This is a genomic window from Bacillus mycoides, assembly GCF_018742245.1.
GTDB classification, from domain to species: domain Bacteria; phylum Bacillota; class Bacilli; order Bacillales; family Bacillaceae_G; genus Bacillus_A; species Bacillus_A cereus_U.
In genome coordinates this window covers 1,794,529-1,821,479 of sequence record NZ_CP036132.1, presented here as the reverse complement: position 1 = coordinate 1,821,479, position 26,951 = coordinate 1,794,529, and the positions used below count along the sequence as shown (strand labels likewise).

Genomic DNA, 26,951 nt, shown 5'->3' with positions numbered 1-26,951 from the left:
ATTTTATTATTGTTATAATTTTTCGTCAATTATTAACCTTTTTAGATGATGTTGACATAATAAAAATTACGCGTTAAAATAACTATAAATTAGTAAGTAACTAATTAAAATTAAATAGAGGTGAAAACAAATGCAAAACATTTTATTCCGCATTAACGAATTAGCAAAAAAAGAAAGAACATCTGGATTAACAGTTGATGAAAAACAAGAGCAACAAATGTTGCGTCAAAATTATACAAAAACATTTCGCGGAAGCCTAGATTCCATTTTATTAAACACAAAAATTGTTGATCCAAATGGTATCAATGTTACACCAGTTGCATTACAAGATGCTAAAGAACGTTTGAAATTTAGTAAATGAGTTCCGCGCATAAGACCACATTTCAAAAAACATAAAAAAAGCTGGATTTCCTATATAGAAATTCCAGCTCTTTTTATTGTCTTTTCTAATTTAGTATACGAGCGATACATAGCAATTCTCCACGATACGATCATCGCAAAGGCAAGTAAGAAAAACATCCCGCTTAATTGTGCTAAATCAATCGATTGACTTAAATATGATTTAAGTCCTACTCGTACAGCTAATAATCCAACTAAAATAAATATGAACGCTTTTGACGGTTTCATATATATGTCTTCACCTTTTATTTCGAACTTAGATGTTTTAATAAGAAATATAGAGAAAATAAGTCCTATACTAATTGCCTCTACTATTTCTAACGATGTTAACCGAAACTCTGGTAAGAAGTACATCGATGCGCCAGTACTCATAAAGATTGGCGGTAATATAATTTTCTTTTTCGTTACCGGTTTTTTCGCTGACTTAAATCGAAGAAACATTACTCCAACGGCCATACAAACTGCTACGATACTTGATAAAAGTGCTAAACTCATACTCTCCACCCCTATCTATTTAAAAGACTTTTTGAGCAAAATCATAAACCAAACAAGCCCGACACTTATAATGACATGAGCTAATCCAGCCATATGGCTTAAACCGTTAAAGTCTGTTCCGTTTACTTGTAAAATACCTCTAAATACCATTGTAGCGATTGTAAAAATTAATCCTATGTTATACACAACAAACCATGCACGAAAACTTTTTGTTTCACGGACATTAAATACTTTAAATAGAGCCAAAGCGACCAAAAAGAATACGAAGCCGAGCACTAATACGTGTGTATGCACTAATTGCAACATAGTGGATCCTTTAATTCCTTGCGCTTTTGTATACTCTCTAGCAAATACACCTGATAATAAACCAATAATTAAGTAAATGAATGCTGCATTATATAATTTCTTCATTATATTCCTCCTGCTGTAGAACGACAATTAATATCGTCACTTTCCATATTCACTGCAATCATTTTACGCAAAGTTTATGAACGGAATATGAACAGAGTATTACATTGTTAGTTTGGTTTTTTATTTCTTGAAAATAACAAGGCCATTCCACAACTATTAATTGTGGAATGGCCTTCTAACTTATTTTAAATCTTCAATTGAGAAGGCACCAGGCAATAACTGCTCTACAGTCACTTCTTTTTCATCGCCTTTTACATTCGTTAGTAAAACTGGCATTTTCGGATTACAAAATTCAGCAATAACTTGTCTACATGCACCACATGGTGAAATCGGCCCGTCCGTTTCGCCTGTAATGACTAAGTAACTAAAGTCACGCTCACCTTCTGATACTGCTTTAAAGATTGCCGTTCTTTCTGCACAGTTACATAAACCGTAAGAAGCATTTTCTATATTACAACCAGTATAGATTTTACCTTCTTTTGTAACTAACGCTGCACCAACAGGAAATTTTGAATACGGAATATACGCTTTTGATAACATCTTATTTGCTTCTTCAATATATTTTTTCTTATCCATATTATTTCCTCCTCAAAGTAAATGTAATTATGATTAGTCAGTAATAACTGTATGAACCAATTTAGGAGCCACTGCTGTTTCAGAGATAGAAATATTTTCATAAATTTTTGCTTTTACATCTTCTACATTTTCACGATTTGCGTAAATCGTTACGAATGGCTCGCCTTCTTTTACTGCATCGCCGACTTTTTTACGTAACATTAAACCTACAGCTAAATCAATTTCATCTTCCTTCGTTGCACGACCTGCACCTAGTAGCATGGCAGCGATACCAATTTCATCCGCAACAATGTTAGAAATAACACCTGAAGTTTTAGCTGGTACATCAATTACATACTTCGCTTGTGGCATTTTTTCTGGATTGTCTACAATCGAGCTGTCTCCGCCTTGATTGCTTAAGAACTCTTTAAATTTCTCAGTTGCTTTTCCGTTTTTCATAACTTCAATTAGCATTTCACGAGCTTCTTCTAATGTATTTGCTTTTTTCGCAAGTACAACCATTTGGCTACCTAATACAAGTACTAATTCTGTTAAATCTTCTGGACCTTCACCTTTTAAAGTATCAATTGCTTCCTTCACTTCTAGAGCGTTACCAATTGCAAAACCAAGAGGTTGTGACATATCTGAAATTACTGCCATCGTTTGACGTCCAACATTATTTCCGATACGTACCATTGCATGAGCTAATTCTTTTGCATCTTCTTCTGTTTTCATAAATGCACCAGCACCTGTTTTTACATCAAGTACGATCGCATCAGCACCAGCTGCAATTTTTTTACTCATAATTGAACTTGCAATTAGAGGAATCGAGTTTACTGTTCCTGTTACATCACGAAGTGCATAGATTTTTTTATCAGCAGGTGTTAAGTTTCCTGTTTGTCCGATAACAGCCACTTTATCACGGTTTACAATATCAATGAATTGCTCTTTCGTAATTTCAACGTGGAATCCTTCCACTGCTTCTAATTTATCAATTGTCCCGCCCGTATGTCCTAAACCACGACCAGACATTTTTGCTACTGGTACATCTAAAGCAGCAACTAATGGTCCTAATACTAATGTTGTTGTATCACCAACACCACCAGTTGAATGTTTATCTACTTTAATGCCCTCAATTGCTGATAAGTCGATTGTCTCTCCAGATTCAACCATTGCCATTGTTAAGTCTGCACGTTCACGATCTGTCATATCTTTAAAGAAGATTGCCATTGCAAGTGCACTCGCTTGATAATCAGGAATACTTCCATCTGTATACCCTTTAATAAAGAAGTTAATTTCTTCAGTCGTTAATTCTTTTCCATCACGTTTTTTCGCAATAATATCTACCATTCTCATTGTAATCACCATTCCTTTTTATATTATATGAATCTGTTAAAATAATAAGCCAACGATTGTTGCTGATAAGAAACTTACTAACGTTGCACCGAAAAGTAATTTCAAACCAAATCTTGCGACTACATTCCCTTGTTTTTCATTTAAGCTCTTAACTGCCCCAGCGATAATTCCAATTGAAGAGAAGTTTGCAAATGAAACTAAGAAGACAGATATAATCGCTGTCGTTCTATCTGAGAAATTAAAGTTTCCTTGTGCTAAATCTGTCATCGCAACAAATTCATTTGATACAAGTTTTGTCGCCATAATATTACCTGCGTTAACTGCTTCATGCCATGGAACACCCATAATAAATGCAAATGGTGCAAATACATATCCAAGAATTTCTTGGAATGAGATACCGATTACACCTTTAAATACTGCATTAATAAAGGCGATAAGAGCAACGAAACCGATTAACATAGCTGCTACTGTAATCGCAACTTTAAATCCATCTATAATATATTCCCCTAATACTTCAAAAAAGGTCTTTTTCTCTTCTTCTTGTACTTCTAACATATCTTCTTCTTCAGTAACCTCATACGGATTAATAATAGAAGCGATAATAAAACCACCAAATAAGTTAAGTACTAAAGCGGTTACAACATATTGTGGTTTTAATAACACCATGTACGATCCAACGATAGACATAGAAACGGTAGACATTGCAGATGCACATAATGTATACATTCTCTTTTCTGGCAATAATCCTAGTTGTTTCTTAACTGAAATAAACACCTCAGATTGCCCTAAAATCGCAGAAGCAACAGCGTTATATGATTCTAATTTCCCCATTCCATTTACTTTACTTAATACTAGACCGATAGATTTCACAATAATAGGTAATACTTTAATGTGTTGCAAAATACCTATTAAAGCTGATATAAATACGATTGGCATTAATACACTTAAAAAGAACGAAAACTCTTTTTGATTTACTAATCCACCAAATACGAAATTCACACCATCAGCGGCATATTTTAATAATTCTCCAAAACCATCTGCTATTCCGCTAATTAATATATTCCCTACACTTGTATTTAATAATAAAAACCCCAAAATGAATTGTAATATAACCATCGTTATGATTGGGCGATATTTGACTTTCTTTCTATCATTACTAGCAAGCCAAGCGATACCTAAAATCAATACGAGGCCTAAAACACCGATTAAGTATTTCATAAGCCGTCTCCTCCCATTCGTATCCGCTTACATCTTTTTCAATTGTTAAAGCAATAGATACACTTTACTTTAAATGTGTATCTATTGCCCTTTACTTCATTATTGATTAGTAGTTATCTGTAGCACCTTTTGCATCATTTAATACGATTGCAACACTAGCACTTGCTCCAACGCGAGAAGCTCCAGCCTCTACCATTTTGTCTGCATCTTCACGTGTACGAACGCCGCCAGATGCTTTTACACCAACGTTTGGTCCAACTGTTTTACGCATTAATGCGATATCTTCTGCAGTTGCTCCGCCAGTTGAGAATCCAGTTGAAGTTTTTACGAAATCAGCACCAGCTTTTACTGATAATTCACAAGCACGAACTTTTTCTTCATCTGTTAGAAGGCAAGTTTCAATGATTACTTTTACAAGAGCTTTTCCTTTTGCTGCTTGTACTACTTCATAAATGTCTTTCTCAACGAACTCATTGTCGCCATCTTTTAAAGCACCTACGTTGATTACCATATCAACTTCAGTTGCACCTTTTGCGATAGCATCTTTTGTTTCGAATGCTTTTGTTTCAGTAGTGCTTGCTCCTAATGGGAAACCGATTACAGTACAAACGTCTACATCATGTCCAGCTAATTCTTCAGCAGCTAGCTTTACCCATGTAGGATTAATACAAACTGAAGCAAATTTGTATTGCTTTGCCTCTTCGATTACTTTCATAACATCTTCTTTAGTAGAATTTGGTTTTAAAATTGTATGGTCAATTAACTTTGCAATGTTCATTATCTTCACTCCTCATATCTTTTAACAACTTCATTCTAACTCTTAGTTGAACAAATGTAAATACACTTTTGAAATTTTGTTCACTCTTTTGCAAAAGGGAATTTCTTGTAGTAGATACGGTGCATTCTAGCTGAGAAACAATTCATATACATCACAAGTTGAAATCAAAACTTTTATGTTAACACTGGTAGTATGTATCTCAATATCCATAATTATTTTTAAAAAGGAAGTTTGTGTTCCAAGAAGGACTCCTATCATTTATACATAACAAAATAAAAGGCTTTCTCAAAATTAATATTTTGAGAAAGCCTTTTATTTCTAACCTTTTTGATAATGTAACAATTCCTTCGCCGTATGCTGATCGATAATTAATACATTTGCATACCCGCCACGTAACGCACCATCAATTGCTTTTACTTTTCTATTACCACCTGCAACTAAAATAGAACGTTTCTTTAATTTAAGTTCCTCTAACTCAATTCCAATTGTACGCTTATTAATTTCTTCGCTACTAATATTTCCGTCTCCATCAAAGAAACGTGAACAAATGTCACCGACCGATTGTTTTTTCAAAATGTTCGTTTCATCCTTATCGAAATATCCTAATCGGAATAATAGCGCTTCGTCTCGCACTGTTCCAACAGTGAAAACTGCAATATTCGCTTGTTTTCCCATTTCGATAATGTGATGAATATGTCTATCTTGCTCCACTAATTCTTTTGTCACTGCATTATCAAATATAACTGGAAGGGGTAGATTTCTTGGCGTCGTTTGAAAAGCATCTGCAAATAAAGCAATCGTCTCATTCGCATATGTATTTACACTTGAGTGACTAATGCCACCTTTTAATTGGACAACCTCTACACCTTTCACATGTTGCGGCACGATTTTTCTAGCGATTTCATACATCGTCATTCCCCAGCTTACACCAACGATATCACCAGTTTTCACTGTCTTTTCCATATACTCAGCAGCATACTTACTAATATACTCCGTAATCGTTGCATATTCTGGTACTGGAGAAAATACGACATGCGCTTCTAACAGGTTGTACTTTTCTTTAAGTAAATTCCCAACGTTATCTAAATCAGCAAACGGATCGGCTATGCTAATTTGAACAAATCCTTTTTCTTTTGCGTACTTTAATAATCTAGAGATCGTCGGTCTTGAAATATTTAATTTGTTAGCAATTTCTTGCTGACTATAATCTGATTGATAATATAATCTTGCAACTTCAACGCTTAACTGTTGTTTATCTTTTTCCATAGTAACTTATTACAAACCCTTTCCTGTATTTCCCTTTCGTTACAAGCATTATACAGCTTTATGCAAGAAATTTCGACTACCGAATTTTATCCACCTAAACTTCTATTCCACTTATGTATATACAATGAAACTTTATTGTGTAGCTTCATAAACTCAATACAGATGATCTTGAAGCAGATAAAGTGAAACTTTAATCAGTGGGGGGTTGTCCATCCCCCACTGATTATTAGCCCTCACCAATCGGGCTTTTACGGGATAAATCGATTCATATTCAATTCATTCTTTTTGTTCTTTCTGTAGTAACGATAACAAAACCCTTCAATAACAAACATTGAATATTATTTATGGAACTTCCTTAACGTACGGTAAAACCAAGTTTTTTAACATAGAAATTCCTTAGCGTGCGAAATTCACGTTTTGATGGCGAGACCCCATGGCCATCAAGCTAAAGTTTTAATGTACCCCAAAATAAAAATTTTCTTTCACTATAGTTAATTACTTTGAGAAGTCAGCGGATTTTTTCATTTTAGGGGGATTTTGTTTTGTTAGCTTGATGGTGATGGGATACAGCCAACATTTTGGAAGTTTTATATGCTAAGCGAATTTCAACCTAAAAAAGTCGAATTCCTGTACGTTAAGTGAAGTGGCATTTCATTCAAATAATCCCTATTATCTGAAGTTAATAAAGTCTGTTACACTCTCTTCTTTAAAAACGTTTCCATAATATCCTTCTTGAATCTTTCATAATCAAGCTGAAAAGCTACATTATGCGCTTTATAGCCTGGATTAGTAGCAAAACGAAAGTCTGCAATACTTTGACCAAATCCTTCTCCTTGATCAGGAATTACTTTAATGGGTACTCTTGAAAGGCCAACAGCCTCTTGATTCAGCAAATACCACACTGTTACAAAATCATGCATAGGGCTTCCACTTATACCAGGATTAGACTTGGAGTAGAATTTATAATAATAGTCTAACATAGGTTTGATGATGAGTCCTGCAAGGTCCTGTGTATTCCGATGAAATGCATCAATTTGCTGGACCATTTCGGGTGTAACAATCGCATGTTGAGTCACATTTAAAGGAATAATTGTCAAGTTCTTTGCATGCTGCAGAATTAAGTTTGCTGCATAAGGGTCTGAGTAAAAGTTAGCTTCAGCCACAGCAGTTACGTTACCTGGATAGAAAAAAGCTCCCCCCATGCAAATGCATTCTCTTACGTTTCGCATTGTTTCTAAATTCAACACAAAAGTCGTAGCTAGCGAAGAAAGTCTTCCTAAATTGATAATTGTAAGATCTTCTAAATTTGATTCTATAATTTGATAAATATCATTTAAAGGATAAACTGGATATGAAATTTCAGGGGGAATGATAGGTCCTAATCCGACTTTTCCATGTACCTCAGGGAAATACTGAATCAATATACCTGTCAACGGTACAGAAGCACCAAGGAATACGGGTATCTCTTCTCTTCCCGCAATGTACTTCAAATAGTTAATATTTCTTATTGCATTTTCTCTGGATACATTTCCATAATCGGCTACAATTCCTACAAGTTGAATGTCTTTACGAAAAAAGGTGTACAGTATAGCAAACGCATCATCAATCCCCAAATCTGTAAACAGGAGAACCTTTTTTTTCATATCTCTTCCTCCAAAATCTATAGAATCCTACTTTCACTAATGATGTAGTGATCAGACTAAGCTTGTATGTATATATTTTATGTATTCTTAAAGAGTGGATTCTATTCACTTGAAATAGCTTTGCTCATCTAAATTTGATATTATGTTCAAGCGTAAGTTTCTGTTCTTAAGTTCATAGGCATGGTGTGCTATCCCATGCCTAAAGGCGATGGGCTTTCTCGTTCGGAATGGCTGTAAGTTCTTCTACATTAAGTACGGACGGATACTTTTCTCCAGTTATAGAATGGTCTTTAATGATTATAAGTATTATTTTAAACATTACTGCAGTTATAGGCTTATCACTACACGTCTTTGTATATCAACCTATGAAAAGATTTGAAAAATTAAAATGAGACCTTCAAATAAAATAATTATATTTGAGGTAACACCACATCGCCATCGAGTGTTGATTTAGAAAAAAGTTTAATTATAAATATTTTATGATATTCAATAAATTTAACTTATAAAAATATTTTTATTCTTATTCAACTATCCTGCCCCGTTAGTTTAAGTACATTTCTTCACAATTTTTACAGTGATAGTAACATAAATACCCAACAAAAAATCATCTCACCTCTAGAAATCTATAATGGTAGTTTTAGAATAAGTGAATAAGAGAAATAACCACCATTGATTATTTCTCTTTTCATATACATATTTATTTTTGGAAAAATAACCTAACTCCAAATACTAATAATACTGTGCCAGTAATACCCTCTATTGTACGGTTCACTTTTTCTTTTCTTAAAAAAGTTCTTAATTGACGTATTAGTGAGATATAAAGTAAATACCATGTTGCTGTCAAAGTCGTAAATGTGAGTCCTAATAAAAGAAATTGGAAGAGATGACTTTGATTGCTCACAATAAATTGTGGTAGAAAACTTAGGAAAAACACAGCAGTTTTTGGGTTTAAGATTGCCGTGGTAAATCCTTGTCTAAAACTTTTAATCGTTCCAATATCCTTAGAGTTCATTTCCACTGAACCTGACATATCTTCTTTTTTAGAAAAGGCACTTTTAATTGACTTTACAGCTAAGTAAATTAAATAAAAAGCCCCGGCATATTTTATTAATGTAAATAGCATAGCAAATTTCATTAGGATAGCAGAGAGTCCTAGTGTAGCCATTATTGTATGAATCATCATTCCAGATACCGTTCCTAAGACGGTCCTTATCCCACCATTTCTACCATGCGAGATAGTGTTTTTTGTAACTAAGGCAAAACCGGGACCAGGCATTATTATGATTAGGATTGCTGTAAGGATAAATAATAAATAATTTTCCATGTTTTAGTAGTTCCTTTCCAATTTTTAGTTTTGCTTATAGTATAGCTTTTTCCCTTAAAACATTAAATATAAAAAGCGTGATCAGGAGTTTATCGAGGTTATTAGTATCAATTTGACCAAACATTATCCCAAAGCTACATTGATAAAACACACGGCAAACTTATGGGTAAAATTACAAGCTCGGCTCTCCACAAAAAACGGGATGAAAAAATAAACAGCAGAACTAGTCCACTGTTTATTTCGTCACACCTTCATGTAATTTTTCTGTATAATCTTTTACACCCTTCCAGCTATCTTTCGCTGTATTTAAATCTTCTTTTATAAACGTAAATTCTTCTGGACTGATTCCTTTTACGTTTTGTAGTAAATTATTATATTTCGCACCTACCGTATACCATTGATTTGATATATTTTGCAGTGCAGTAATTGCTGCATCAATCGTCTCTGTCATATTTGTTGTTTTATTTTTCACATCTGTTAAAATTGCCACTTCTGCTTGCGCTCCTGAAATTCTATCCTTTAAATTGGCTATTTCTCTTTCGGCATTTGCAATATCTTTTTTCGCAATCGCAATCATCGGCCCGCCAGCAAGACATGTTATTAGCGCTACGCAAAGTACACCACCAGCAATGACCATATCATTACTCTTTTTGATTGAATCATTATATGTATTTATTTGTTGCTCTAGAGCTGGAATACCAGCATTCGTACTCGCCAAAATCGAGGTTAATTGATTTGTATCCTCTTTAAAACTATTTGTATCTTTCGCCATTCTATCGCGAAAAGCTTTTAAATCTCCTAATAATACATCTACCTCATTTTGATTCTTTAAAATATCCGCATACAACTTTTCTAAATCCGCTTTTAGTTTACCGCTATCCTTTTGATCAATCGCTACTAGCATGTCATTATAGTACGTTTGAAAAGTATTATTATAATCAATAATATTTTGATCCGTTTTCATAATTTGAGGTTTCATATTATTTAACCAATAAGCCGCGTTAATTTTTGCATCTCTTTGATGCTGAACCATATTCCCTTTAAACTCACCATTAATTGAACTTATTTTACTCAAATCAGTCTCTTGCTGATTTTGAATTAATTTTGCATATGAATCCATTGCGAATATGCTCGATGTCGTTTGCGCCATTACATCTTGGAACCCTGCTGGTCCGAGAGAATAATTTTTTGCATTTTCTTGTAATGTTTTTACGTTTTGTTCTGCTGCAAGAGGATGTAAAGGAAACGCATTACTCGTTGCGACTCCAGCAATCATTATCGTTAAAAGACATTTTTTATAGAAATTATTACGCATACTTATCACCTATTCTTTTTATGAGGATATGAAACGTTAGAGGTAAAAAAAGCTCCTGCTCACTACTGAACAGGAGCTCTCTATTATTTAATAAATATTTTATCTATACGTAATGCTATAACAGTTTAATTGTTATTATGCTTTTTTCGTATCTACTACTTTAATATCCTCAGCATAAATCTTTTCTGCATAGTCTTTAATGTTTTTCCAGCTATCTTTCGCAATGTTTAAATCTTCTTTAATGAAAACAAGATCGTTTGGACTAATAGAATCTACATTTTGAAGTAAAGAATTGTATTTTGATCCCATTGTATACCATTGATTTGAAATGTTTTGCAACGCTGTAATTGCTGTATCAATTGTATTTGTTAAATACTCAGTTTGTGTTTTAATATTTGTTAACCCCGCCACTTCTAATTGGGCAGTTGTGACTTGTCCAGTTATTTTTTGAATTTCAGCTTGTGCATTATCAAGCTCTTTCTTCGCTAATACGATTCCAGCTGTTCCACCACCTACAGCTGCTGCACCACCTGCAATTAGTGCGATTCCTAGCGGCGTTCCTGCTCCCGTAGCAATAACAACTGCACCACCTATAATTGCAATTGGTCCTAAAGCTGTCGCAACAGATGAGCCGATAATAATTGCATTATATTTACTAATTGCTTCATTATACGTTGTAATTTGATTTTGCAGCAGCGGAATTCCAGCATCTTGACTAGCTAAGATAGATGTAATTTGATTTGCATCTCCCTTGAAATTTTGGGTATCTGTAGTCATTTTATTTCGGAATTTCTTCAAGTCTTCTACTAACTGATCTACTTGCGCTTTATTTTCATTAATACTACTTGATAATCTAGTTAGACCTTTCGTAAGAGTTGCTTTATCCTTTGTATCTACCGCAGCAACTAAAGTATCATAATAGTTTTGGAACTTCGTATTGTAGTTAATGATATTTTGATTCGTTGAAATAAGCTGTGGCTTCATTACATCTAACCATTGTTTCGCATTTCCTCTAGCTGTATCTTGATGCTGAATCACTTTTCCTTTTAAAGCTGCATCAACTGACGATACATTACCAAAGTTAACATTACCTTGTTTAATAATTGTTAAAGCGTACAGATCCATTACTAAAGCGTTTGAACCTGTTCTTTCCATTGCATCTTTCAGGCCTTCTGGTCCTAATGAATATTCTTCATAGTCATTATAAGCTTTTGCTACCGCATGAACTGGAGCTTGTTTCACTGTACTTTCAGCTGCATAAGTATGGGCCGGCATAATATTCCCTGCTACAAATACTGCCATAAGTGCTGATAGAGCCATTACTTTATAAGGTTTTTTTGTCATTTTTCTTCTCTCCCTATATCATGAATTATTAATGATTTTCTTTTTAATGTACTTCAACGTTTGTAACGTAATCTTCAAATTGATTCGTTTGCTTATTCATTTCATCACTTATTTTTTTGAGCTGATTGAAATGTTTTTGAAGTAAACTACTGTCTGTATACGTGCCAGATTCAATATTTGTTTGAATTTGGATCATATTATTGTTTAAAACTTTCCAATCTGTTAATAACGTTTCTAAAGTTGTAATTTGGCGGTCAATTAGTTCTGTAAAACTACTTACTTGATCTTCAACGAATGTGATTTGAGTCGCCTCTGATTCAGTTTGTGATAACTTTTGAATAAGTGGTAGTAGCTCTTTTTGCTTTTGCTGAATACGAAGAGCTGCTTCCCTCGTTTGACTATCTGCAGCATTTACAATTTCATTACTTAAAGTACCAATAGAAACAAAATCGATTGTTTTCGTTTGTGCAGTTTGATTTGTGATTGTAAATACTTGTTTACCGATATTAATAGAACCTTTAATAATTTCTTGAGGTCTATTCAAAATAATAGTTAGTTCAGCTTGAATTTCCCCTTGAATTCTTTTAATATCTTCTCTTAATTTCACAATATCTCCACTTGATCCTTGAAGTGTTTTTATTGCCTCATCAGCTTTAATAGATAAATTGTTACTATCTTTATCTAATACCGTTTTAAATCGATTTAGTTCTAACAAATCTTGCTCCATACTCTCTTGGATGCTTTGTACTTGCAATTGTAATTTTCCATATGCGCTTGTAAAATCTGCTTTTGCCTGTTCATCTTCATTTACTTTTCCTGCAAGTTCATAGAGCTTACTATAATAGCTATTAAATCTAGTACTATATCTCATCATCTCTTGATTTAAGTCGATTAGCTTCGGATTATACTCATCAATCCACTCTCGTACATTCGCCTTTGCAAATTTTTGATGATTCGTCAAACTACTCATCGCATTTACCTTAATGTCTGGCTGTTGCAAAATAACTAATCCGTATGCTTGTATAAGCGGTGACTGTGATCCTAACATTCTAATTGAATTAGATAATGTATTTGGAGCAATTACATTTTGCGCATATACTGTTTTCACTTCTGTTTGCCCCTCCTTAGCGTAAGCGCTTACAGGAACGAAGCAACTCGTAGATACTGCTGTAACCAATAACCCTGTAATTAAAGTCTTTTTCACTTTAACTCCTCCTATGTATTAGCAACTATTACTATCGCATTTTAGTATTCTATTTTCTTGCAAATGATTTGAGATGGTTAGAATAGAGAACATTCTCACCCTGGTTCATGTACGAACCATCTCTCCCAACTTTTATTGCTACAGTACTTACTTATTGTTATAAAACATTCCATAACTTTTCATATGTGCTTAGTATGAATAATATTGTATAAGCGTTCTATTTTATCGCAATTTCCACATTCATACAGTGAATATATTACATAAAAATATTATTCATTTTAAACTAATTAACGTACGAAAGTATGAAATTTCGTTTTGTTTTCATGTAAGTTTTGTACTGTAAGGTCATTTAAACACAGCTATTAATCCATCGTAAAGAAGTATTTTCATTCCCTTTATTTTCAAGAACTCCTGTCTTTATTCCAAAATAAAATCCGATTAACTTTCTCAATTAAAATATCCATATATCACAACAAAAAACACTGCTTACTCATAACCGATAATGTTATATTGATATATCTTTTTAACCCGTATGCAATTATGCATAGTATATGCACAAAAAAGGATAACTTCACTTTCGTGAAGTTATCCTTAAAAAATTTCCTTACTTTTTCAAATGATACGGTACTGTCGTAATAACAACATTTCTTTTATAGAGTAAATACGCACGAATGAGTAAACTAGACTGATTATGAAGAATGTTATGCCAACCTTTTTTCGGAATAAACTGTGGTATAACGACCGTAACTCGGTAATTTGATTCACTCGCTTTATATTGCACTGTATCAATAAACTTTGTTAGCGGCTGAATAATACTTCTATAATGAGAATGTAATGTAACAAGCCTTACTTCAGGTTGCCACTTCTCCCATTTCTCTTCAAATTTCTTTTCCTCTTCTCTGTCAAAAGCAACATATACAGCGATAACTTGATCTGCTGAAAGAGCTTTAGCATAGTTCAATGAATTTTCTACTACATGAGTCATACCAGCTACAGGAACGACAATTACATTCCCCTCTATCGGAACAATCCGTTCACAAGTTTTTAAACTTAATTGATCGCCCACTGCATCATAATGTTTCTTAATTCGATGGAACAAGAAGATAATAGCAGGTAAGAAAATAAGGATCGACCAAACTTGTGCAAATTTAGTTAAAAAGAACATACTCATTACGATAAAACTAATAACTGCACCAATTAAATTAATCGTTAAACGTAAAATCCATCCTTCAGGCTTTTCACGAAGCCATTTTAGTACCATTCCAGTTTGAGAAAGTGTAAACGGAATAAATACGCCTACTGCATATAGCGGAATCAAGTGTTCTGTTTTCCCCTGAAAAGCTACAATTAAAATAATCGAAGAAATCCCAAGTATAATAATACCGTTTGAATAACCTAGACGGTCTCCTCTAATTGTAAACATTCTCGGTATAAACTTATCTTTTGCAAGATTAACTGCTAATAATGGAAATGCAGAATAACCTGTGTTAGCAGCAAGAATTAATATTAAAGCTGTTGTACCTTGTATGAAATAGTACATGAAATTACGTCCAAATGTTTGTTCAGCTATTTGAGATACGACTGTTACTTCCTTACTCGGTGTAACTCCGTAATAATATGCTAAAAAGACAATTCCTGTGAATAAAACCGCAAGTAACGCACCCATCGCAAGCAATGTTTTTGCTGCATTGTTTGGGGCAGGATCTTTAAAGTTTGGAATTGCATTAGAAATTGCTTCAACACCTGTTAATGCAGAACTACCTGATGCGAATGCTCTTAACAGTAAAAACAAACTAATTCCCGCAACTGGTGTTCCAATTGGCGCATGTAAAGTAGGTGAAACGTGCCCAGTTAAAATATTATATATTCCTACACCAATTAATATAAATAATGCTAAAACGAATAAATAAACCGGATATGCTAAAACGGAAGCTGATTCCGTTACGCCCCTTAAATTTAAGATAGTAATCAATATGACAAATATAATCGCAATGATTACATTATGTGCATGTAAGCTAGGAAAAGCAGATGTGAGCGCATCTGTACCTGCAGATACACTTACTGCAACAGTTAAAATATAATCGACTAATAAAGATCCACCAGCTATTAAGCCTGGATTCATCCCTAAGTTTTCTTTTGATACAACATATGCGCCCCCACCATGAGGGTAAGCAAAAATAATTTGACGATAAGATAAAATAAGAGCTGTCAATAATACTAATACCCCAACAGCTATCGGAATGGAATACCAATAAGCTATTGCTCCAAGTCCTGCTAAAGCAATTAATATTTGTTCTGGACCATATGCAACCGATGACAATGCGTCAGAAGATAAAATTGCTAGTGCCTTCGTTTTATTGAGCTTTTGTTCGCCTAACTCAGTTGATTTTAACGGTCTTCCAATTAAAAATCTTTTAATAGATGAAACCACTGCTGTCCACTCTCCAATAATTTTGTACGAACTTTTCTGCTTGTTTCAGCCCATAAACTTTTTTAGAAAACAAAAAATGTCTACAAGCCGTCAAGAAATAGACTTGTAGACATTATATTTTTTGTCGCACAAGCTCCACCTTCCTTCTCAATATAACGCTTACGAGGTTAGCTGTCGGATTCGGGCCTATGAGTAGCCCTACCTTTTTCAAGGATTCACCCCATTGAATTATGCACTAATTCATTAAAACGGGTCCCCCGCACCATGCGGTTTAAGCGATTTAGAAAATTGAAACTGTGGATTATAATACTCCTTTATTTTCAAAATGTAAACAAAAATTTTTAAAAATAAAAAATTCAAAATGATTGCGCATAATCCGCCGATAAATATACATAATGAATACTAAAAAACCCCTTAAAGGAGACCCGTATGTCTAAAAAGAAGCAGCCACTTTTTTCCGACTCATATTTAGATGCAGTAGCAAATGAAATTAATCAGCTATATGGTAAACGTGAACAGGAAATAAATTTGACAGAAAGAATTAAAAGAAACAAATAATTTGTCATACTCAAATAAAAAAGATAGCAATACACTTATATATTGCTATCTTTTTTATTATTTCATACATCTAATTCTATTACGGATTTGTTAAATGTCATTTCTTCATACACCTTCAAATTTTGATATACCGCTCCTAGTAATGGTGCTTCTATTAAAAATTGCTCTGCTAAATTCAGTAAGTATCCTTGTAAGTGCTTCCCTTCAATAAATGAACCTTTTTCCATATCACGCTGCATCGATGACTTCATGTCATACGAAATTTTATCAATCGTTTTCATATGTTCCTCGATAATATTATCCTTAACTGGAGCCTCCATGGCTTTCATGATTTGCACAGATTCTGCAAATAAATTCCGGATAAATTCTCGTCCTCCATCACTTTCACGAATCGGTCCTATCGGTGCACGCATTAATGTTGTCACACCTGACATTACAGTAATAAATAAATATTTATGCCACATATCTTGCGTAATATTTTCACTTAAAACAAAACTAGCTTTCGTATCTGCAAATGCTTTAGAAATACGCTTTATTCTCTCTGAATCTTGAGGTTTAATTTCCCCAAATACAAGTCTGTTTGCAGCACTAGTTTGTACAATTTCTCCTTGATCGTTTAACGTCGTCTCAATAAAGCATAAACCACCCATTACTTTTTCCACGCCGAATTCCTTTTGTAATAGTGATAAATGAGAGATACCATTTAACAGCGGGATTATTACAGTATTTTCTCCTACGAAAGGCTTCAAATCTATGATCGCCTCATTTAAATGATACGCCTTTGTTGAAAATAAAATCACATCAAATGGAGAAGTTCTATCTTCTTTCGTTATCAATTTCGGTTGAAATGAAAAATCTCCATTAACACTACGAATAACAAGTCCTTTTTCCTCTAATTGCTGTTTTCTTTTGCTGCGAACGAGAAATGTAACATCTTCTCCCTTTTCTACTAATCGGCCACCAAAAAATCCGCCGACGCCACCAGCTCCTAATACTAAAATGCGCATACTACATCCCCCTTTTCATAAAACAATCACACTAGTTTTAGTATACATAATATTATACATGTCTCCTATTAAATAAGCTGAATTTTCATTCTTAAACTAGTGAAAACGAGAGGTTATTTAATAGGAAAATTGGGCATGTTGTTTCTATAGCTTATATGGAAAGGAAACAATGTAGATGGAGGCAATACAAACAATCGAAGAAAAAGATATAACAACAGCTATATTTCAATTTATATTCCCGTTTTCGTTTAAAACTGAATATGAACAAAATATGTTCCCTTTCTTACAAAAAAATAATTTCCGTCCTTTTCGACTCGATCACCTTGAAGATGAAAATACATATTACGGGAAGTTTCAAGTTTCACATCGAAATATGGAAGCATATTATCTTTCATTTACAAATAAAATTCTCTTTCCTCATTCAGAACATCAAAAAGGATTACAGCGCTATTCTAAAGACCTTAATTTAAATGGACATTTAACAACAAATCTTATTTCCGTTCCATTCAAGATACATTCTATTGATGTAACACTTTGTCCTTATGAGCTTGGCTTCTTAACAATTCGAACAGAAGTCAAAACCGCTCCAAACATGACATTATCAGAAGCAATCGAATTCGCTTCTCGATTCCGTGTACTTGAAACTAGAAATGATACAACTGAGACTATTTGTATTGAATGTGATGAAAAAAAATATTCACAAGTAGAAAAACTTATATTCGGCGATTTATTTCATGGCTTAACAGACTTCTTTGAGAAAAAGAGATTGCGGAGTTCTTACTTTCAAACATTTCCATTCTTTGAAGATCAACGAATGTATGTACAAACTTTATTATCCATAAACAAAGAGTCAGACCTTCATGTAGTTGATGTATATCGAGCTTCCAGTCTTTCCGGATTAACAGACGATGGTAAGCCGTATATTAGCGCAAATAATGTTCCTTATATTCACGATTATTTAACAAAACATTCTTATCAAAGGTGGGCTCCTAATCGTTATTTCATAATGGAAGAACATATTTTCACATGTATTACGAACGAAGATGACGGTAAAGTAGCTAAACTCGCTAGTCAAATGTATGGGGAGTTTTATTACGCTTTATTATTAAACCTATTTCATAAAATTGTTTTATTAAAAATGGCAAACGCTTATGCTGAACTAAATATTGAACAAGATACAAATGAAATAGAGAAGCTAATCTACTCTATCAATTCGTTTACAGCTAATTATTTTTCTTTAGAATTAGTATCTCAATCACAAAGTGAAGATATTTTCTTTCGCTTAAGAAAACTTTTCAACATTGAAATACTATATACGAACGCGAAACAAAATCTTGATAGTTTGTTTAAATATCAAGAAAATGTTGCTTCTAAAAAAGATAGCCTTTTATTATTAATTTTAACGCTCTACTCTGTAGTAGGCCAAATGTTAGGGTTTACTATGATTGACCTTTTAAAAAATACTGATTCAAATCACATATCTTCACCCCTTGAATATTTTGCTCTTTTAATAGCGATTAGCGGTATAGTCATTTCCCTCATTTTAGGTGCACAAGGTTTATACCAATGGGCTATACAGCATAAAAAAAGAAAAGCATGGGTAAAACAAACTGTATTATCTGCTGTTAAAGAGAAAAAAGATACAAAGTAAATAAAAAACAGATGGCAGCACGATGCTACCATCTGTTTTTTTATTAAGCTAATTCTGCTTACTTACCTGCTTCGATTTTTTCTAATGTAGCAGCTACTTGCTCTTCTGTTAATTCATGTTGCACGATATAACGATTACGTGGGTGTACACGACATTCATGAGAACATGCACGTAAATGTTTCGCTTCACTTTCTTCAGAACATAAAATTTTCTTGTTACATTCTGGATTTGCACAGTTTACATAGCGCTCACAAGGTTCACCTGTAAAATGATCTTTACCAACGATAACATGTTCTTTTTGGTTTACTGGTACAGCGATACGCTCATCGAATACGTAACATTGACCATCCCAAAGTTCACCTTGTACTTCTGGGTCTTTTCCGTACGTTACAATTCCGCCATGAAGCTGACCTACATCTTCATAACCTTCACGAACTAACCAACCAGAAAACTTCTCACAACGAATTCCACCTGTACAGTACGTTAAAATCTTTTTGCCTTCAAGTGTTTCTTTATTTTCTCTAATCCAATCTGGTAATTCACGGAACGATTCAATATTTGGTTTGATCGCACCTTTGAAATGTCCTAAATCAAACTCATAATCATTTCGTGCATCAATAATAACTGTATCTTCTTGTTTCATTGCCGCATAGAACTCTTTTGGTTCTAAATATTTACCAGTTATTTCTTTCGGGTTAATGTCATCTTCTAGACGAAGTGTAACTAACTCTGGACGAGGGCGTACGTGCATTTTCTTAAATGCATGTTCATCTGCCTCATCAATTTTAAAAACGATTCCAGCAAAACGTGGATCATTATTCATTGCTTCCACGTATTTCTCTGTTTGCTCAACAGTTCCAGAACAAGTTCCGTTAATTCCTTCTGTTGCTACAAGAATTCTTCCTTTTAACTCAAGTGAATTACAAAATTCTAAATGCTGTTCAGCAAATTCTTCTGGATTTTCAATTGTTGTGTACATGTAATATAGTAATACTCTATATGGTTTTGTAGTTGCCAATGTAGTTCTACCACCTATCTAAATTTTAAAATCATGTATAAGTTAACGTTCATATCAAAACATATATAATAAGAAAATATATACAAAATTGTACTTAGCCTATTTTCTTCTATTTACAATTTTTTCTAAAAGTTAACAAAAATAAAAACAAGATTACAGAACAAAACACTACGGTTAGGTTGTAATCCCAATATATTATATATCATACAATTTCATTTCCATCAATTAATATGCTGTATTATAGGCTGTATGTTCACAAAAATTTCAAAAACAGCCCTATAATTTATTATCTTCCCCCTTATTCAGCAACCATAAACTCCCAAAACATTTTCTCATCGTCACACCATTCATTGTACACAGTCATATAATTTGCATTAAGGAAACTTTTATGTTCAAATGAAATTGTCACATAATACATCTGAATGTATTGAAATAATGAGTAAGAATAAGGTGAACACTACTATGAATAAAAATATATCAAAAGATGAACAAGTCCCTTCTCAAAGTACAACAGTTCAATCAGCTCATTTAGCGTTAAGTGGACAAACAAAAGGATTTAAAAGACTGTTACCATTCTTAGGCCCTGCTTTTATCGCATCAGTTGCTTATATTGACCCTGGGAATTTCGCAACGAATATTGCTGCTGGATCCCAATATGGGTATTTATTACTTTGGGTAATACTCGCTTCTAATTTAATGGCTGTATTAATCCAAACTTTATCAGCTAAATTAGGAATCGCTACTGGAAGAAACCTTCCTGAAGTAGCTCGCGAAAACTTCCCCAAACCAGTTTCCATCGGTTTATGGATACAAGGGGAACTCGTTATTATGGCTACAGATTTAGCTGAATTTATCGGGGCAGCACTCGGCTTATACTTACTATTTGGAATTCCGATGTTACCAGCTGCTTTAATTACAGCGGTTGGATCATTTATTATTCTTGAATTTCAACGCAGAGGCTTTCGTCCATTAGAAGCTATTATTACAGGGATGATTTTTATCGTTGTTATCGCTTTTGGTATCCAAGTCTTTTACGCAAAACCGGAATTAAGCCCTCTTCTTTCAGGACTATTTACTCCAAAATTTCAAGGTGTGGATAGTATTCTTTTAGCAGCTGGAATTTTAGGCGCGACAGTAATGCCGCACGCAATTTATTTACATTCGGCCTTAACGCAGCGCCGCGTAGTCGGAACAAATGATGAACAAAAGAAAAAGATTTTCCGCTTCGAATTCATTGACATTATTATTGCGATGGTTATCGCTGGAGCTATTAACGCAAGTATGCTAATTGTTGCTGCTGCACTATTCTTTAAAAATGGTCTACATGTTGAAGATCTTGATGTTGCTTTCAATCAATTTAGTAATTTAGTCGGTCCTGTATCCGCTGCTTTATTTGGAATTGGACTCTTATCAGCCGGATTATCTAGCTCTTCTGTCGGTACAATGTCCGGTGATATTATTATGCAAGGATTCATTCGCATGCATATTCCGTTATATTTACGCCGATTTATAACGATGATTCCGCCTCTCGTTATTATCGCTTTGGGCGTAAACCCAACTTACGCTCTTGTAATGAGCCAAGTTGTATTATCATTCGGTATTGCGTTTGCATTAGTACCACTTATTATGTTTACAAGTAATAAAAAGATTATGGGCGCACTCGTTAACCACCGTATAACAACATTCATCGCATGGTTAATCGCTGCACTCGTTATCGTTTTAAATATTTTCTTACTGTATCAAACATTTGTTGGTTAATGAAAAAGGGTATTCCAATTTTAATTTGGAATACCCTTTTTCAGCGAAATAAATTTCTTCTAATTACCACTTATGTATGTACCTCTTTCCGGCATCATCACATCTTCTTCCGTTCGAAAGTAAAGTGGCAATCCTTCCGTAAGAAACATACTCGTATTGGATGGATCCTGTCTCTGATGATGGATGTGTAAATGTGGTTCACTGGAACTTCCTGAGTTACCGACTTGAGCAAGAGCCTCCCCTTCATTTACGTGTTGTCCTTCTTTAACTTTAATTGACCCTTTCTTTAAGTGGGCGAGAAATAAAAATGTTCCTGTTTCATCTAACCGTAAATAAATATGATTCCCGGCCATTGACTGAAAATCATCTGATCCCGGAACTAAATCTTTTTCATCATTATTAACTGATACAACTGTTCCAGAAGCTGGTGCCATTACTTTCGCTCCATATATTCCATAATCCTCTAACTTACTACTTTTCACTTCAGCGGGTGGAATAAGAATATCATACGCCCATCTTTCATTTGGTTTTATAACATGATAGTTCGTTTCTAATCGATCACCACCCCAACCAACTAGCGCTCGTTCATTCAAGGGGAAACGAACGATTATTTTAGGACTCATAGACTGTACATCTGCTGGGTACGCAAGTCCACCCACGTTAGCGAACCATCCTACGGGCCACGCTCCAATTATTGAGAAAAGAACTATTAAGAGTAGCGTTCTATCTATCTGCTTTCTAAAAATGCCTTTCCAAATAAATAGTAATACTGATCCTATCAAAATAACAATTGAAACTAAGCTAAAAGCTTGTATACTCCACCAAACAATGACTGATATAACACCATTAGCTAAATAAACTACACTCCAACTTGTAATTAAAAAAGCAACTAAAATTACTAACAAACATTTCTTCCACATGCTGTATCCCTACTCACATATCTTTGTTTCCCATGATACAAAATAAAAATTACGACATATGGAAGAAATACTTACGACTTTCTTACGTTTATTAATACTGCGGTAAAATTACAGTGAAAACTGTTTCTTTATCGTTACTATGCACAGTGATATCTCCTTTATGGAGCTGTGCTATACTTCTCGCAATTGCAAGTCCCATACCTTTTCCACCAGTATAAGCACTTCGTGATTTTTCCCCGCGATAAAACTTTTCAAAAACGTAAGGCAAATTCTCTTTTGGAATGTGGTGTCCAAAATTTTTAATTTCTATTTCAACATTACTTTTTCTTTTTGAAATAGAAATTAAAAATTTCCTTGCCTGCGCTCCCGTACGTAATGCTATTATTAATTATATTTTCCAGTAATCTTACTATAAGTTCTATATCAACTTCTACATGCAGCTTCTGTTCACCTAGAATTTGAAAATTCATATTTGCACCATCTAATTGCGGTACAAAATCAATCATTATTTGTTCAATTAAGGCTTTCATATCTATTACATTTTTATGTAAGTCAATCTCTTTATATGTTATTTGACAATAATCTAGTAAATCATCTATCTGGCTTTTTAATTCATAACTTTTTCGCTTTAGTACATTTACATATTGGTCACATTCTTCTACATTTAAATGCAGATTATTACTTAATAAGTCTGCATAGCCTATTAACGATGTGATTGGTGTTCTCAAATCATGAGAAATATTACTAATCATTTCATTTTTCATTTCTTGTGATGTTCTTTCATTCTCAATGGACTCATTTAAACTTTTAACCATTCTATTAATATTCTTCGCTAATTCCCCAATTTCATCGCTTTTAGAGATAGGTATATGTATTTCCAAATTACCATTGCTTATTTCCTTTACACTCTCGTTAATTTTATCCAATCTCTTCATTGTTGTTTTTGTCATGAATGCAAAATATATTGTAGTAAAAATCAAAAAAACTATAAAATATAAAAATGAATACTTTTCTTCTAACGCACTAGCATGAATATATATATTTCCAATCAAAATTTGAAACGCTATTATACTTACGGTTGCTAACAAAATGCTACATATGAATGCTAGAAAAAACTTCGCTCTAATGCCTTGTAAAGATTTAATCTTCAATTTTATATCCGACTCCCCAAACATTTTGTATAAACTTCGGCTCTTTTGGATTTCCCTCTATTTTATTTCTTAATCTCGCAATATGAACCATTACCGTATTGTTACTCTCATGAGCTCTTTCATTCCAAACACTTTCATATATTTCTTCAATAGTGAAAATTCGGTTCATTGCAGCTGCCAGTAGGTGCAAAATATCATATTCGGTTTTTGTAAGATTAATTGTTTGTCCATACAGCATTACTGTTCTTGAAATTTCATCTATTTCTAAACCTCTAATGTTTATTTTCTTTTCAATTACTTGGACAACATTTTGATTGAAATATGTATATCTTCTTAATTGAGCTTTCACTCTTGCAATAAATTCAATTGTACTAAACGGCTTCACAATATAATCATCCGCCCCAGTACTAAATCCAATTACTTTATCTACATCCGATGATTTCGCGCTTAAAAACATAATTGGTAAACTATGTTTCTCTCTAATCCTTCTACACAGTTCTATACCATCCATTTGAGGCATCATAATATCAAGGATAGCAAGTTGAATACTGTTATGATTTATTATCTCTAATGCCTCTTCTCCGTTATCAGCACTAAAAACAATAAAACCTTCTTGTATTAAATTCACGTTAATAAATTGAATAATATCTTGATCATCGTCTACGATTAAAATTGAGTTTTTCTCCATTTCTAAACCTCTTTTTTGAAATATATTCCACATTCAATTTTAACATAAATCAAACTTACCCTTATTACCCCTTGAATAATCTTTATTTTCAGATTAAATTATATAATAACAAATACATTCTAGTTTCATATGAACAGGAGTGAAGACATGTTTCCTATATTAAAAACTGAGCGACTTGTATTAAGAGAACTTACCGAAGAAGATGCACCGAGTATATTACATTGCTTTTCTAATACCGATGTCCTGCGCCATTATGGCCAAAAGCCATTGCAAAATTTGGATCAAGTAAAACAAATCCTTAATAATTTTAAGTTGGGTTACAACGCAAGAAGCGGCATTAAATGGGGAATCGAATTAAAAGACAAGAAAGGGCTCATTGGAACAATTGGTTTTCATGATTGGTCTTCTGAACATAAACGAGCAAATATAAGTTATGCCTTTTTCCCTGAACACTGGGGAAATGGATATGCTACTGAGGCAGTTTCTGAAATTATATCTTATGGCTTCCATACGCTTCATTTAAAACGTATCGGGGCAATTGTATTTCTTGAAAACGAAGCTTCAAATAAAGTGCTATTAAAATTAGGATTTGAAAAAGAAGGTGTTCTGAAAAATTATATGTATCAAGATGATATTCCATATGATACGAATTTTTATTCTTTATTAAAATCGGTTTAATAAAAATTATATAAAAAAGAAACCTCACTCTTAAAAGTAAGGTTTCTTTTTTTATATAAATAATTTTACTTATTATCAATATAAGCATTCTTATAAGTATAAACGCCACCAAATTGATGCTTTTCAATTCCTTTTACATAATCCTTTTGTACATAAGCTGAACCAATATGGTAAAGCGGTGCTACCGCAGCGTCCTCTAATAGAATACGCTCCGCCTCTTGCAGAGTTTCCCACCTTTTCTTCTGATCTAGTACTAGGTCGCTTTTAGCTTTTTTTATTAGTTCATCGTAGTGAAGGTTAGAATAATTCATTTTATTATTCGGATTACCCGTCGTAAATAACTCTAAATAACTAATTGGGTCTTTATAGTCAGGTCCCCAATTTGCCATAGATATATCGTAATCACCTGTTTGTTCTAATTGTAATTTTTGCTTAAATGGCTGTTGTTTAATTTGTATCGTTAATCCTTGCAAATGCTTTTCTAAATCACCTTTTATATATTCCGCCATACGTTTTGCGTTATCTTGTTCAAACGTTAAAAACTCGAGTTTTACTTGTGCTACTCCAAGTTCTTTTTTCGCTTCTTCCCAAACCTTTTTCGCATTTTGTAAATTATATGGAGAAAGATCTCCGTTTTCTTTTCTAAAATCTTTGCCAGTCTCTTCAGTTATATGACCAGCTGGTACAAGTCCACTTGCAGGTTTTGCCCCGTTATTTATAAAGTGAGCGACGAAATCATCTTTATTTAATGCCAATGAGATAGATTGACGTACTTTCTTATTTGCTAACGCGTTATTTTTCTCATTAAAACGTAGCATAGCGATCCCAGGATCACTTGACATATGTAATTCCTTATTCCCTTTATACTTGTCTACAACTTGAGAATTAATAGGTACTCGATCCAAATCGTCAGCCTCATATAAATTTACAGCCGTCATTGTATCCTTTACGATATGAAAGTTTATTTCGTCTAATTTCACTTTCTTTTGATCCCAATATGTAGCATTCTTCTTTAATTGAAACTCTTGTTCATGCTTCCATTTTTCTAATACAAATGGGCCGTTATATATGAGATTACTAGGTTCCAATCCATAATTCTTTCCTTGTTCTTTTAAAAATGATTCGTGCTGTGGTAAGTATATAGGTAGTGCTAACAACTGTAAAAAATACGGAATTGGCTGCTCTAGTTCAACTTCTAGCTTATAATCATCTATTACTTTTACGCCAAGTTCATTGAGAGGAATTGTTCCCTTGTTTATTTCTTTCGCATTTTTTATATAAAACAGCATGTATGCATATTGAAACGCTGTTTCATGACTTACCGCCCGTCTCCACGCAAACATAAAATCATTTGCTGTTACTGAGTCTCCATTTGACCACTTTGCATCTTTACGCAAATCAAATGTATATTTTTTACCATCTTCACTTCTTTCAAACGACTTTGCTACTGCTGGAATAGGATGATCCTGTTCATCTAGCACATACAATCCTTCAAATATGTTTTGCATTACGTGTGCTGATGTACCATCCATCGTTTTCGTAGTATCAAGAGAAGGAATTTCTTCTGATACTGTTACATTTAACACTTGTTTTTTAGCTTCTGCATCACCTTTATTAGCTTTATTATTACAAGCTGTTAAAAATAAAGATGTAACAAGTGCCATTACCATTAAACGGCTCTTTTTTCGCTTCATGAATTGCGCTCCTTAAATATAAAATATTATAAAACGTTATATTTTGTGACTTCATTTATAATAAACCATTATTCATTATAAGTGTTTAA

Annotated in this window: 23 protein-coding genes, 1 pseudogene and 1 riboswitch; of the genes and pseudogenes, 5 read left to right on the top strand and 19 right to left on the bottom strand. The window is 33.5% G+C overall.

Annotation, left to right across the window (positions count from 1 at the left end; genetic code table 11):
* The first annotated feature begins 130 nt into the window (after positions 1 to 130).
* A complete protein-coding gene (locus EXW56_RS09275; RefSeq protein ID WP_215558303.1) occupies positions 131 to 361 on the top strand; it encodes a DUF896 domain-containing protein in 231 nt (76 codons plus the stop codon).
* A gap of 50 nt (positions 362 to 411) precedes the next feature.
* Here EXW56_RS09275 and EXW56_RS09270 read toward each other — a convergent pair whose 3' ends face one another.
* The 13 genes from EXW56_RS09270 to EXW56_RS09210 form a co-directional block, all read right to left on the bottom strand.
* A complete protein-coding gene (locus tag EXW56_RS09270; RefSeq protein ID WP_002202406.1) occupies positions 412 to 894 on the bottom strand; it encodes a CcdC family protein in 483 nt (160 codons plus the stop codon).
* A 15-nt stretch (positions 895 to 909) separates the two neighbouring features.
* On the bottom strand, positions 910 to 1,305 hold the full coding sequence (locus EXW56_RS09265) for a DUF2871 domain-containing protein (RefSeq protein WP_002158323.1): 396 nt from the start codon (positions 1,303 to 1,305) through the stop codon (positions 910 to 912).
* A gap of 180 nt (positions 1,306 to 1,485) precedes the next feature.
* On the bottom strand, positions 1,486 to 1,881 hold the full coding sequence (locus tag EXW56_RS09260) for a cytidine deaminase (protein ID WP_002158324.1): 396 nt from the start codon (positions 1,879 to 1,881) through the stop codon (positions 1,486 to 1,488).
* Positions 1,882 to 1,914: 33 nt separating this feature from the next.
* The gene (locus tag EXW56_RS09255) at positions 1,915 to 3,216 is read right to left on the bottom strand and encodes a pyrimidine-nucleoside phosphorylase (protein WP_002200891.1); all 1,302 of its coding nucleotides are present in this window, start codon (positions 3,214 to 3,216) and stop codon (positions 1,915 to 1,917) included.
* A gap of 36 nt (positions 3,217 to 3,252) precedes the next feature.
* Entirely contained in the window at positions 3,253 to 4,434 is a 1,182-nt protein-coding gene (locus EXW56_RS09250) for a NupC/NupG family nucleoside CNT transporter (RefSeq protein ID WP_002035026.1), read from the bottom strand.
* Between the two features lie 106 nt (positions 4,435 to 4,540).
* Entirely contained in the window at positions 4,541 to 5,212 is a 672-nt protein-coding gene (gene deoC, locus EXW56_RS09245; protein WP_002012110.1) for a deoxyribose-phosphate aldolase, read from the bottom strand.
* A gap of 318 nt (positions 5,213 to 5,530) precedes the next feature.
* Positions 5,531 to 6,478 carry a DNA-binding transcriptional repressor DeoR gene (locus tag EXW56_RS09240; protein ID WP_002202408.1) on the bottom strand — a complete coding sequence of 316 codons (948 nt, stop codon included), beginning with the start codon at positions 6,476 to 6,478 and terminating at the stop codon, positions 5,531 to 5,533.
* A 692-nt stretch (positions 6,479 to 7,170) separates the two neighbouring features.
* Positions 7,171 to 8,121 carry a nucleoside hydrolase gene (locus tag EXW56_RS09235; RefSeq protein ID WP_002158329.1) on the bottom strand — a complete coding sequence of 317 codons (951 nt, stop codon included), beginning with the start codon at positions 8,119 to 8,121 and terminating at the stop codon, positions 7,171 to 7,173.
* Positions 8,122 to 8,818: 697 nt separating this feature from the next.
* Positions 8,819 to 9,445 (bottom strand): LysE family translocator, encoded by a 627-nt coding sequence (locus tag EXW56_RS09230; RefSeq protein WP_002200900.1) that lies wholly within the window; start codon positions 9,443 to 9,445, stop codon positions 8,819 to 8,821.
* A gap of 235 nt (positions 9,446 to 9,680) precedes the next feature.
* Positions 9,681 to 10,760 (bottom strand): non-hemolytic enterotoxin subunit C, encoded by a 1,080-nt coding sequence (gene nheC, locus EXW56_RS09225; protein WP_215597387.1) that lies wholly within the window; start codon positions 10,758 to 10,760, stop codon positions 9,681 to 9,683.
* A gap of 135 nt (positions 10,761 to 10,895) precedes the next feature.
* Positions 10,896 to 12,104, bottom strand: a complete 1,209-nt coding sequence (nheB, locus tag EXW56_RS09220) for a non-hemolytic enterotoxin NHE subunit B (protein ID WP_215597386.1) — start codon at positions 12,102 to 12,104, stop codon at positions 10,896 to 10,898.
* A 43-nt stretch (positions 12,105 to 12,147) separates the two neighbouring features.
* Complete coding sequence (gene nheA / locus EXW56_RS09215; protein ID WP_215597385.1) at positions 12,148 to 13,308, bottom strand: non-hemolytic enterotoxin NHE subunit A; 1,161 nt, start codon at positions 13,306 to 13,308, stop codon at positions 12,148 to 12,150.
* Positions 13,309 to 13,912: 604 nt separating this feature from the next.
* Positions 13,913 to 15,739: an APC family permease gene (locus tag EXW56_RS09210; RefSeq protein ID WP_002200904.1), complete on the bottom strand. Its 1,827-nt coding sequence runs from the start codon at positions 15,737 to 15,739 to the stop codon at positions 13,913 to 13,915.
* A gap of 141 nt (positions 15,740 to 15,880) precedes the next feature.
* A riboswitch (cyclic di-AMP (ydaO/yuaA leader) is annotated at positions 15,881 to 16,027 on the bottom strand.
* 141 nt (positions 16,028 to 16,168) lie between these two features.
* Between EXW56_RS09210 and EXW56_RS27840 the strand changes: the two genes are divergently transcribed.
* A complete protein-coding gene (locus EXW56_RS27840) occupies positions 16,169 to 16,297 on the top strand; it encodes a hypothetical protein (RefSeq protein ID WP_286675575.1) in 129 nt (42 codons plus the stop codon).
* 62 nt (positions 16,298 to 16,359) lie between these two features.
* On the opposite strand, the gene panE is transcribed toward EXW56_RS27840, so the two are convergent.
* Complete coding sequence (panE, locus tag EXW56_RS09205; RefSeq protein WP_002200905.1) at positions 16,360 to 17,304, bottom strand: 2-dehydropantoate 2-reductase; 945 nt, start codon at positions 17,302 to 17,304, stop codon at positions 16,360 to 16,362.
* Between the two features lie 175 nt (positions 17,305 to 17,479).
* Between panE and EXW56_RS09200 the strand changes: the two genes are divergently transcribed.
* The gene (locus EXW56_RS09200; RefSeq protein WP_215597384.1) at positions 17,480 to 18,955 is read left to right on the top strand and encodes a hypothetical protein; all 1,476 of its coding nucleotides are present in this window, start codon (positions 17,480 to 17,482) and stop codon (positions 18,953 to 18,955) included.
* A 58-nt stretch (positions 18,956 to 19,013) separates the two neighbouring features.
* On the opposite strand, the gene EXW56_RS09195 is transcribed toward EXW56_RS09200, so the two are convergent.
* Positions 19,014 to 19,973: an oxygen-dependent tRNA uridine(34) hydroxylase TrhO gene (locus tag EXW56_RS09195; RefSeq protein WP_098988088.1), complete on the bottom strand. Its 960-nt coding sequence runs from the start codon at positions 19,971 to 19,973 to the stop codon at positions 19,014 to 19,016.
* 462 nt (positions 19,974 to 20,435) lie between these two features.
* Between EXW56_RS09195 and EXW56_RS09190 the strand changes: the two genes are divergently transcribed.
* Positions 20,436 to 21,731: an Nramp family divalent metal transporter gene (locus EXW56_RS09190; RefSeq protein WP_002158339.1), complete on the top strand. Its 1,296-nt coding sequence runs from the start codon at positions 20,436 to 20,438 to the stop codon at positions 21,729 to 21,731.
* Between the two features lie 59 nt (positions 21,732 to 21,790).
* On the opposite strand, the gene EXW56_RS09185 is transcribed toward EXW56_RS09190, so the two are convergent.
* From EXW56_RS09185 to EXW56_RS09175, 3 genes and pseudogenes are all read right to left on the bottom strand, one after another.
* On the bottom strand, positions 21,791 to 22,651 hold the full coding sequence (locus tag EXW56_RS09185) for a M23 family metallopeptidase (protein ID WP_215597383.1): 861 nt from the start codon (positions 22,649 to 22,651) through the stop codon (positions 21,791 to 21,793).
* 91 nt (positions 22,652 to 22,742) lie between these two features.
* Positions 22,743 to 23,802 (bottom strand): annotated as a pseudogene (locus EXW56_RS09180) (sensor histidine kinase).
* A complete protein-coding gene (locus EXW56_RS09175) occupies positions 23,792 to 24,490 on the bottom strand; it encodes a response regulator transcription factor (RefSeq protein WP_215597382.1) in 699 nt (232 codons plus the stop codon). Before EXW56_RS09175 ends, EXW56_RS09180 begins: the two are co-directional and overlap by 11 nt.
* 147 nt (positions 24,491 to 24,637) lie before the next feature.
* Here EXW56_RS09175 and EXW56_RS09170 point away from each other — a divergent pair, with 147 nt between their 5' ends.
* Complete coding sequence (locus tag EXW56_RS09170) at positions 24,638 to 25,168, top strand: GNAT family N-acetyltransferase (RefSeq protein ID WP_002200910.1); 531 nt, start codon at positions 24,638 to 24,640, stop codon at positions 25,166 to 25,168.
* Between the two features lie 65 nt (positions 25,169 to 25,233).
* On the opposite strand, the gene EXW56_RS09165 is transcribed toward EXW56_RS09170, so the two are convergent.
* A complete protein-coding gene (locus EXW56_RS09165) occupies positions 25,234 to 26,862 on the bottom strand; it encodes a peptide ABC transporter substrate-binding protein (protein WP_215597381.1) in 1,629 nt (542 codons plus the stop codon).
* Positions 26,863 to 26,951: the final 89 nt, after the last annotated feature.

Coding starts and splice junctions, on each gene's coding strand:
- EXW56_RS09275 (WP_215558303.1), top strand. CDS start 131: ATGCAAAACATTTTATTCCGCATTAACGAATTAGCAAAAAAAGAAAGA.
- EXW56_RS09270 (WP_002202406.1), bottom strand. CDS start 894: ATGAGTTTAGCACTTTTATCAAGTATCGTAGCAGTTTGTATGGCCGTT.
- EXW56_RS09265 (WP_002158323.1), bottom strand. CDS start 1,305: ATGAAGAAATTATATAATGCAGCATTCATTTACTTAATTATTGGTTTA.
- EXW56_RS09260 (WP_002158324.1), bottom strand. CDS start 1,881: ATGGATAAGAAAAAATATATTGAAGAAGCAAATAAGATGTTATCAAAA.
- EXW56_RS09255 (WP_002200891.1), bottom strand. CDS start 3,216: ATGAGAATGGTAGATATTATTGCGAAAAAACGTGATGGAAAAGAATTA.
- EXW56_RS09250 (WP_002035026.1), bottom strand. CDS start 4,434: ATGAAATACTTAATCGGTGTTTTAGGCCTCGTATTGATTTTAGGTATC.
- deoC (WP_002012110.1), bottom strand. CDS start 5,212: ATGAACATTGCAAAGTTAATTGACCATACAATTTTAAAACCAAATTCT.
- EXW56_RS09240 (WP_002202408.1), bottom strand. CDS start 6,478: ATGGAAAAAGATAAACAACAGTTAAGCGTTGAAGTTGCAAGATTATAT.
- EXW56_RS09235 (WP_002158329.1), bottom strand. CDS start 8,121: ATGAAAAAAAAGGTTCTCCTGTTTACAGATTTGGGGATTGATGATGCG.
- EXW56_RS09230 (WP_002200900.1), bottom strand. CDS start 9,445: ATGGAAAATTATTTATTATTTATCCTTACAGCAATCCTAATCATAATA.
- nheC (WP_215597387.1), bottom strand. CDS start 10,760: ATGCGTAATAATTTCTATAAAAAATGTCTTTTAACGATAATGATTGCT.
- nheB (WP_215597386.1), bottom strand. CDS start 12,104: ATGACAAAAAAACCTTATAAAGTAATGGCTCTATCAGCACTTATGGCA.
- EXW56_RS27840 (WP_286675575.1), top strand. CDS start 16,169: ATGTCTAAAAAGAAGCAGCCACTTTTTTCCGACTCATATTTAGATGCA.
- panE (WP_002200905.1), bottom strand. CDS start 17,304: ATGCGCATTTTAGTATTAGGAGCTGGTGGCGTCGGCGGATTTTTTGGT.
- EXW56_RS09200 (WP_215597384.1), top strand. CDS start 17,480: ATGGAGGCAATACAAACAATCGAAGAAAAAGATATAACAACAGCTATA.
- EXW56_RS09190 (WP_002158339.1), top strand. CDS start 20,436: ATGAATAAAAATATATCAAAAGATGAACAAGTCCCTTCTCAAAGTACA.
- EXW56_RS09185 (WP_215597383.1), bottom strand. CDS start 22,651: ATGTGGAAGAAATGTTTGTTAGTAATTTTAGTTGCTTTTTTAATTACA.
- EXW56_RS09175 (WP_215597382.1), bottom strand. CDS start 24,490: ATGGAGAAAAACTCAATTTTAATCGTAGACGATGATCAAGATATTATT.
- EXW56_RS09170 (WP_002200910.1), top strand. CDS start 24,638: ATGTTTCCTATATTAAAAACTGAGCGACTTGTATTAAGAGAACTTACC.
- EXW56_RS09165 (WP_215597381.1), bottom strand. CDS start 26,862: ATGAAGCGAAAAAAGAGCCGTTTAATGGTAATGGCACTTGTTACATCT.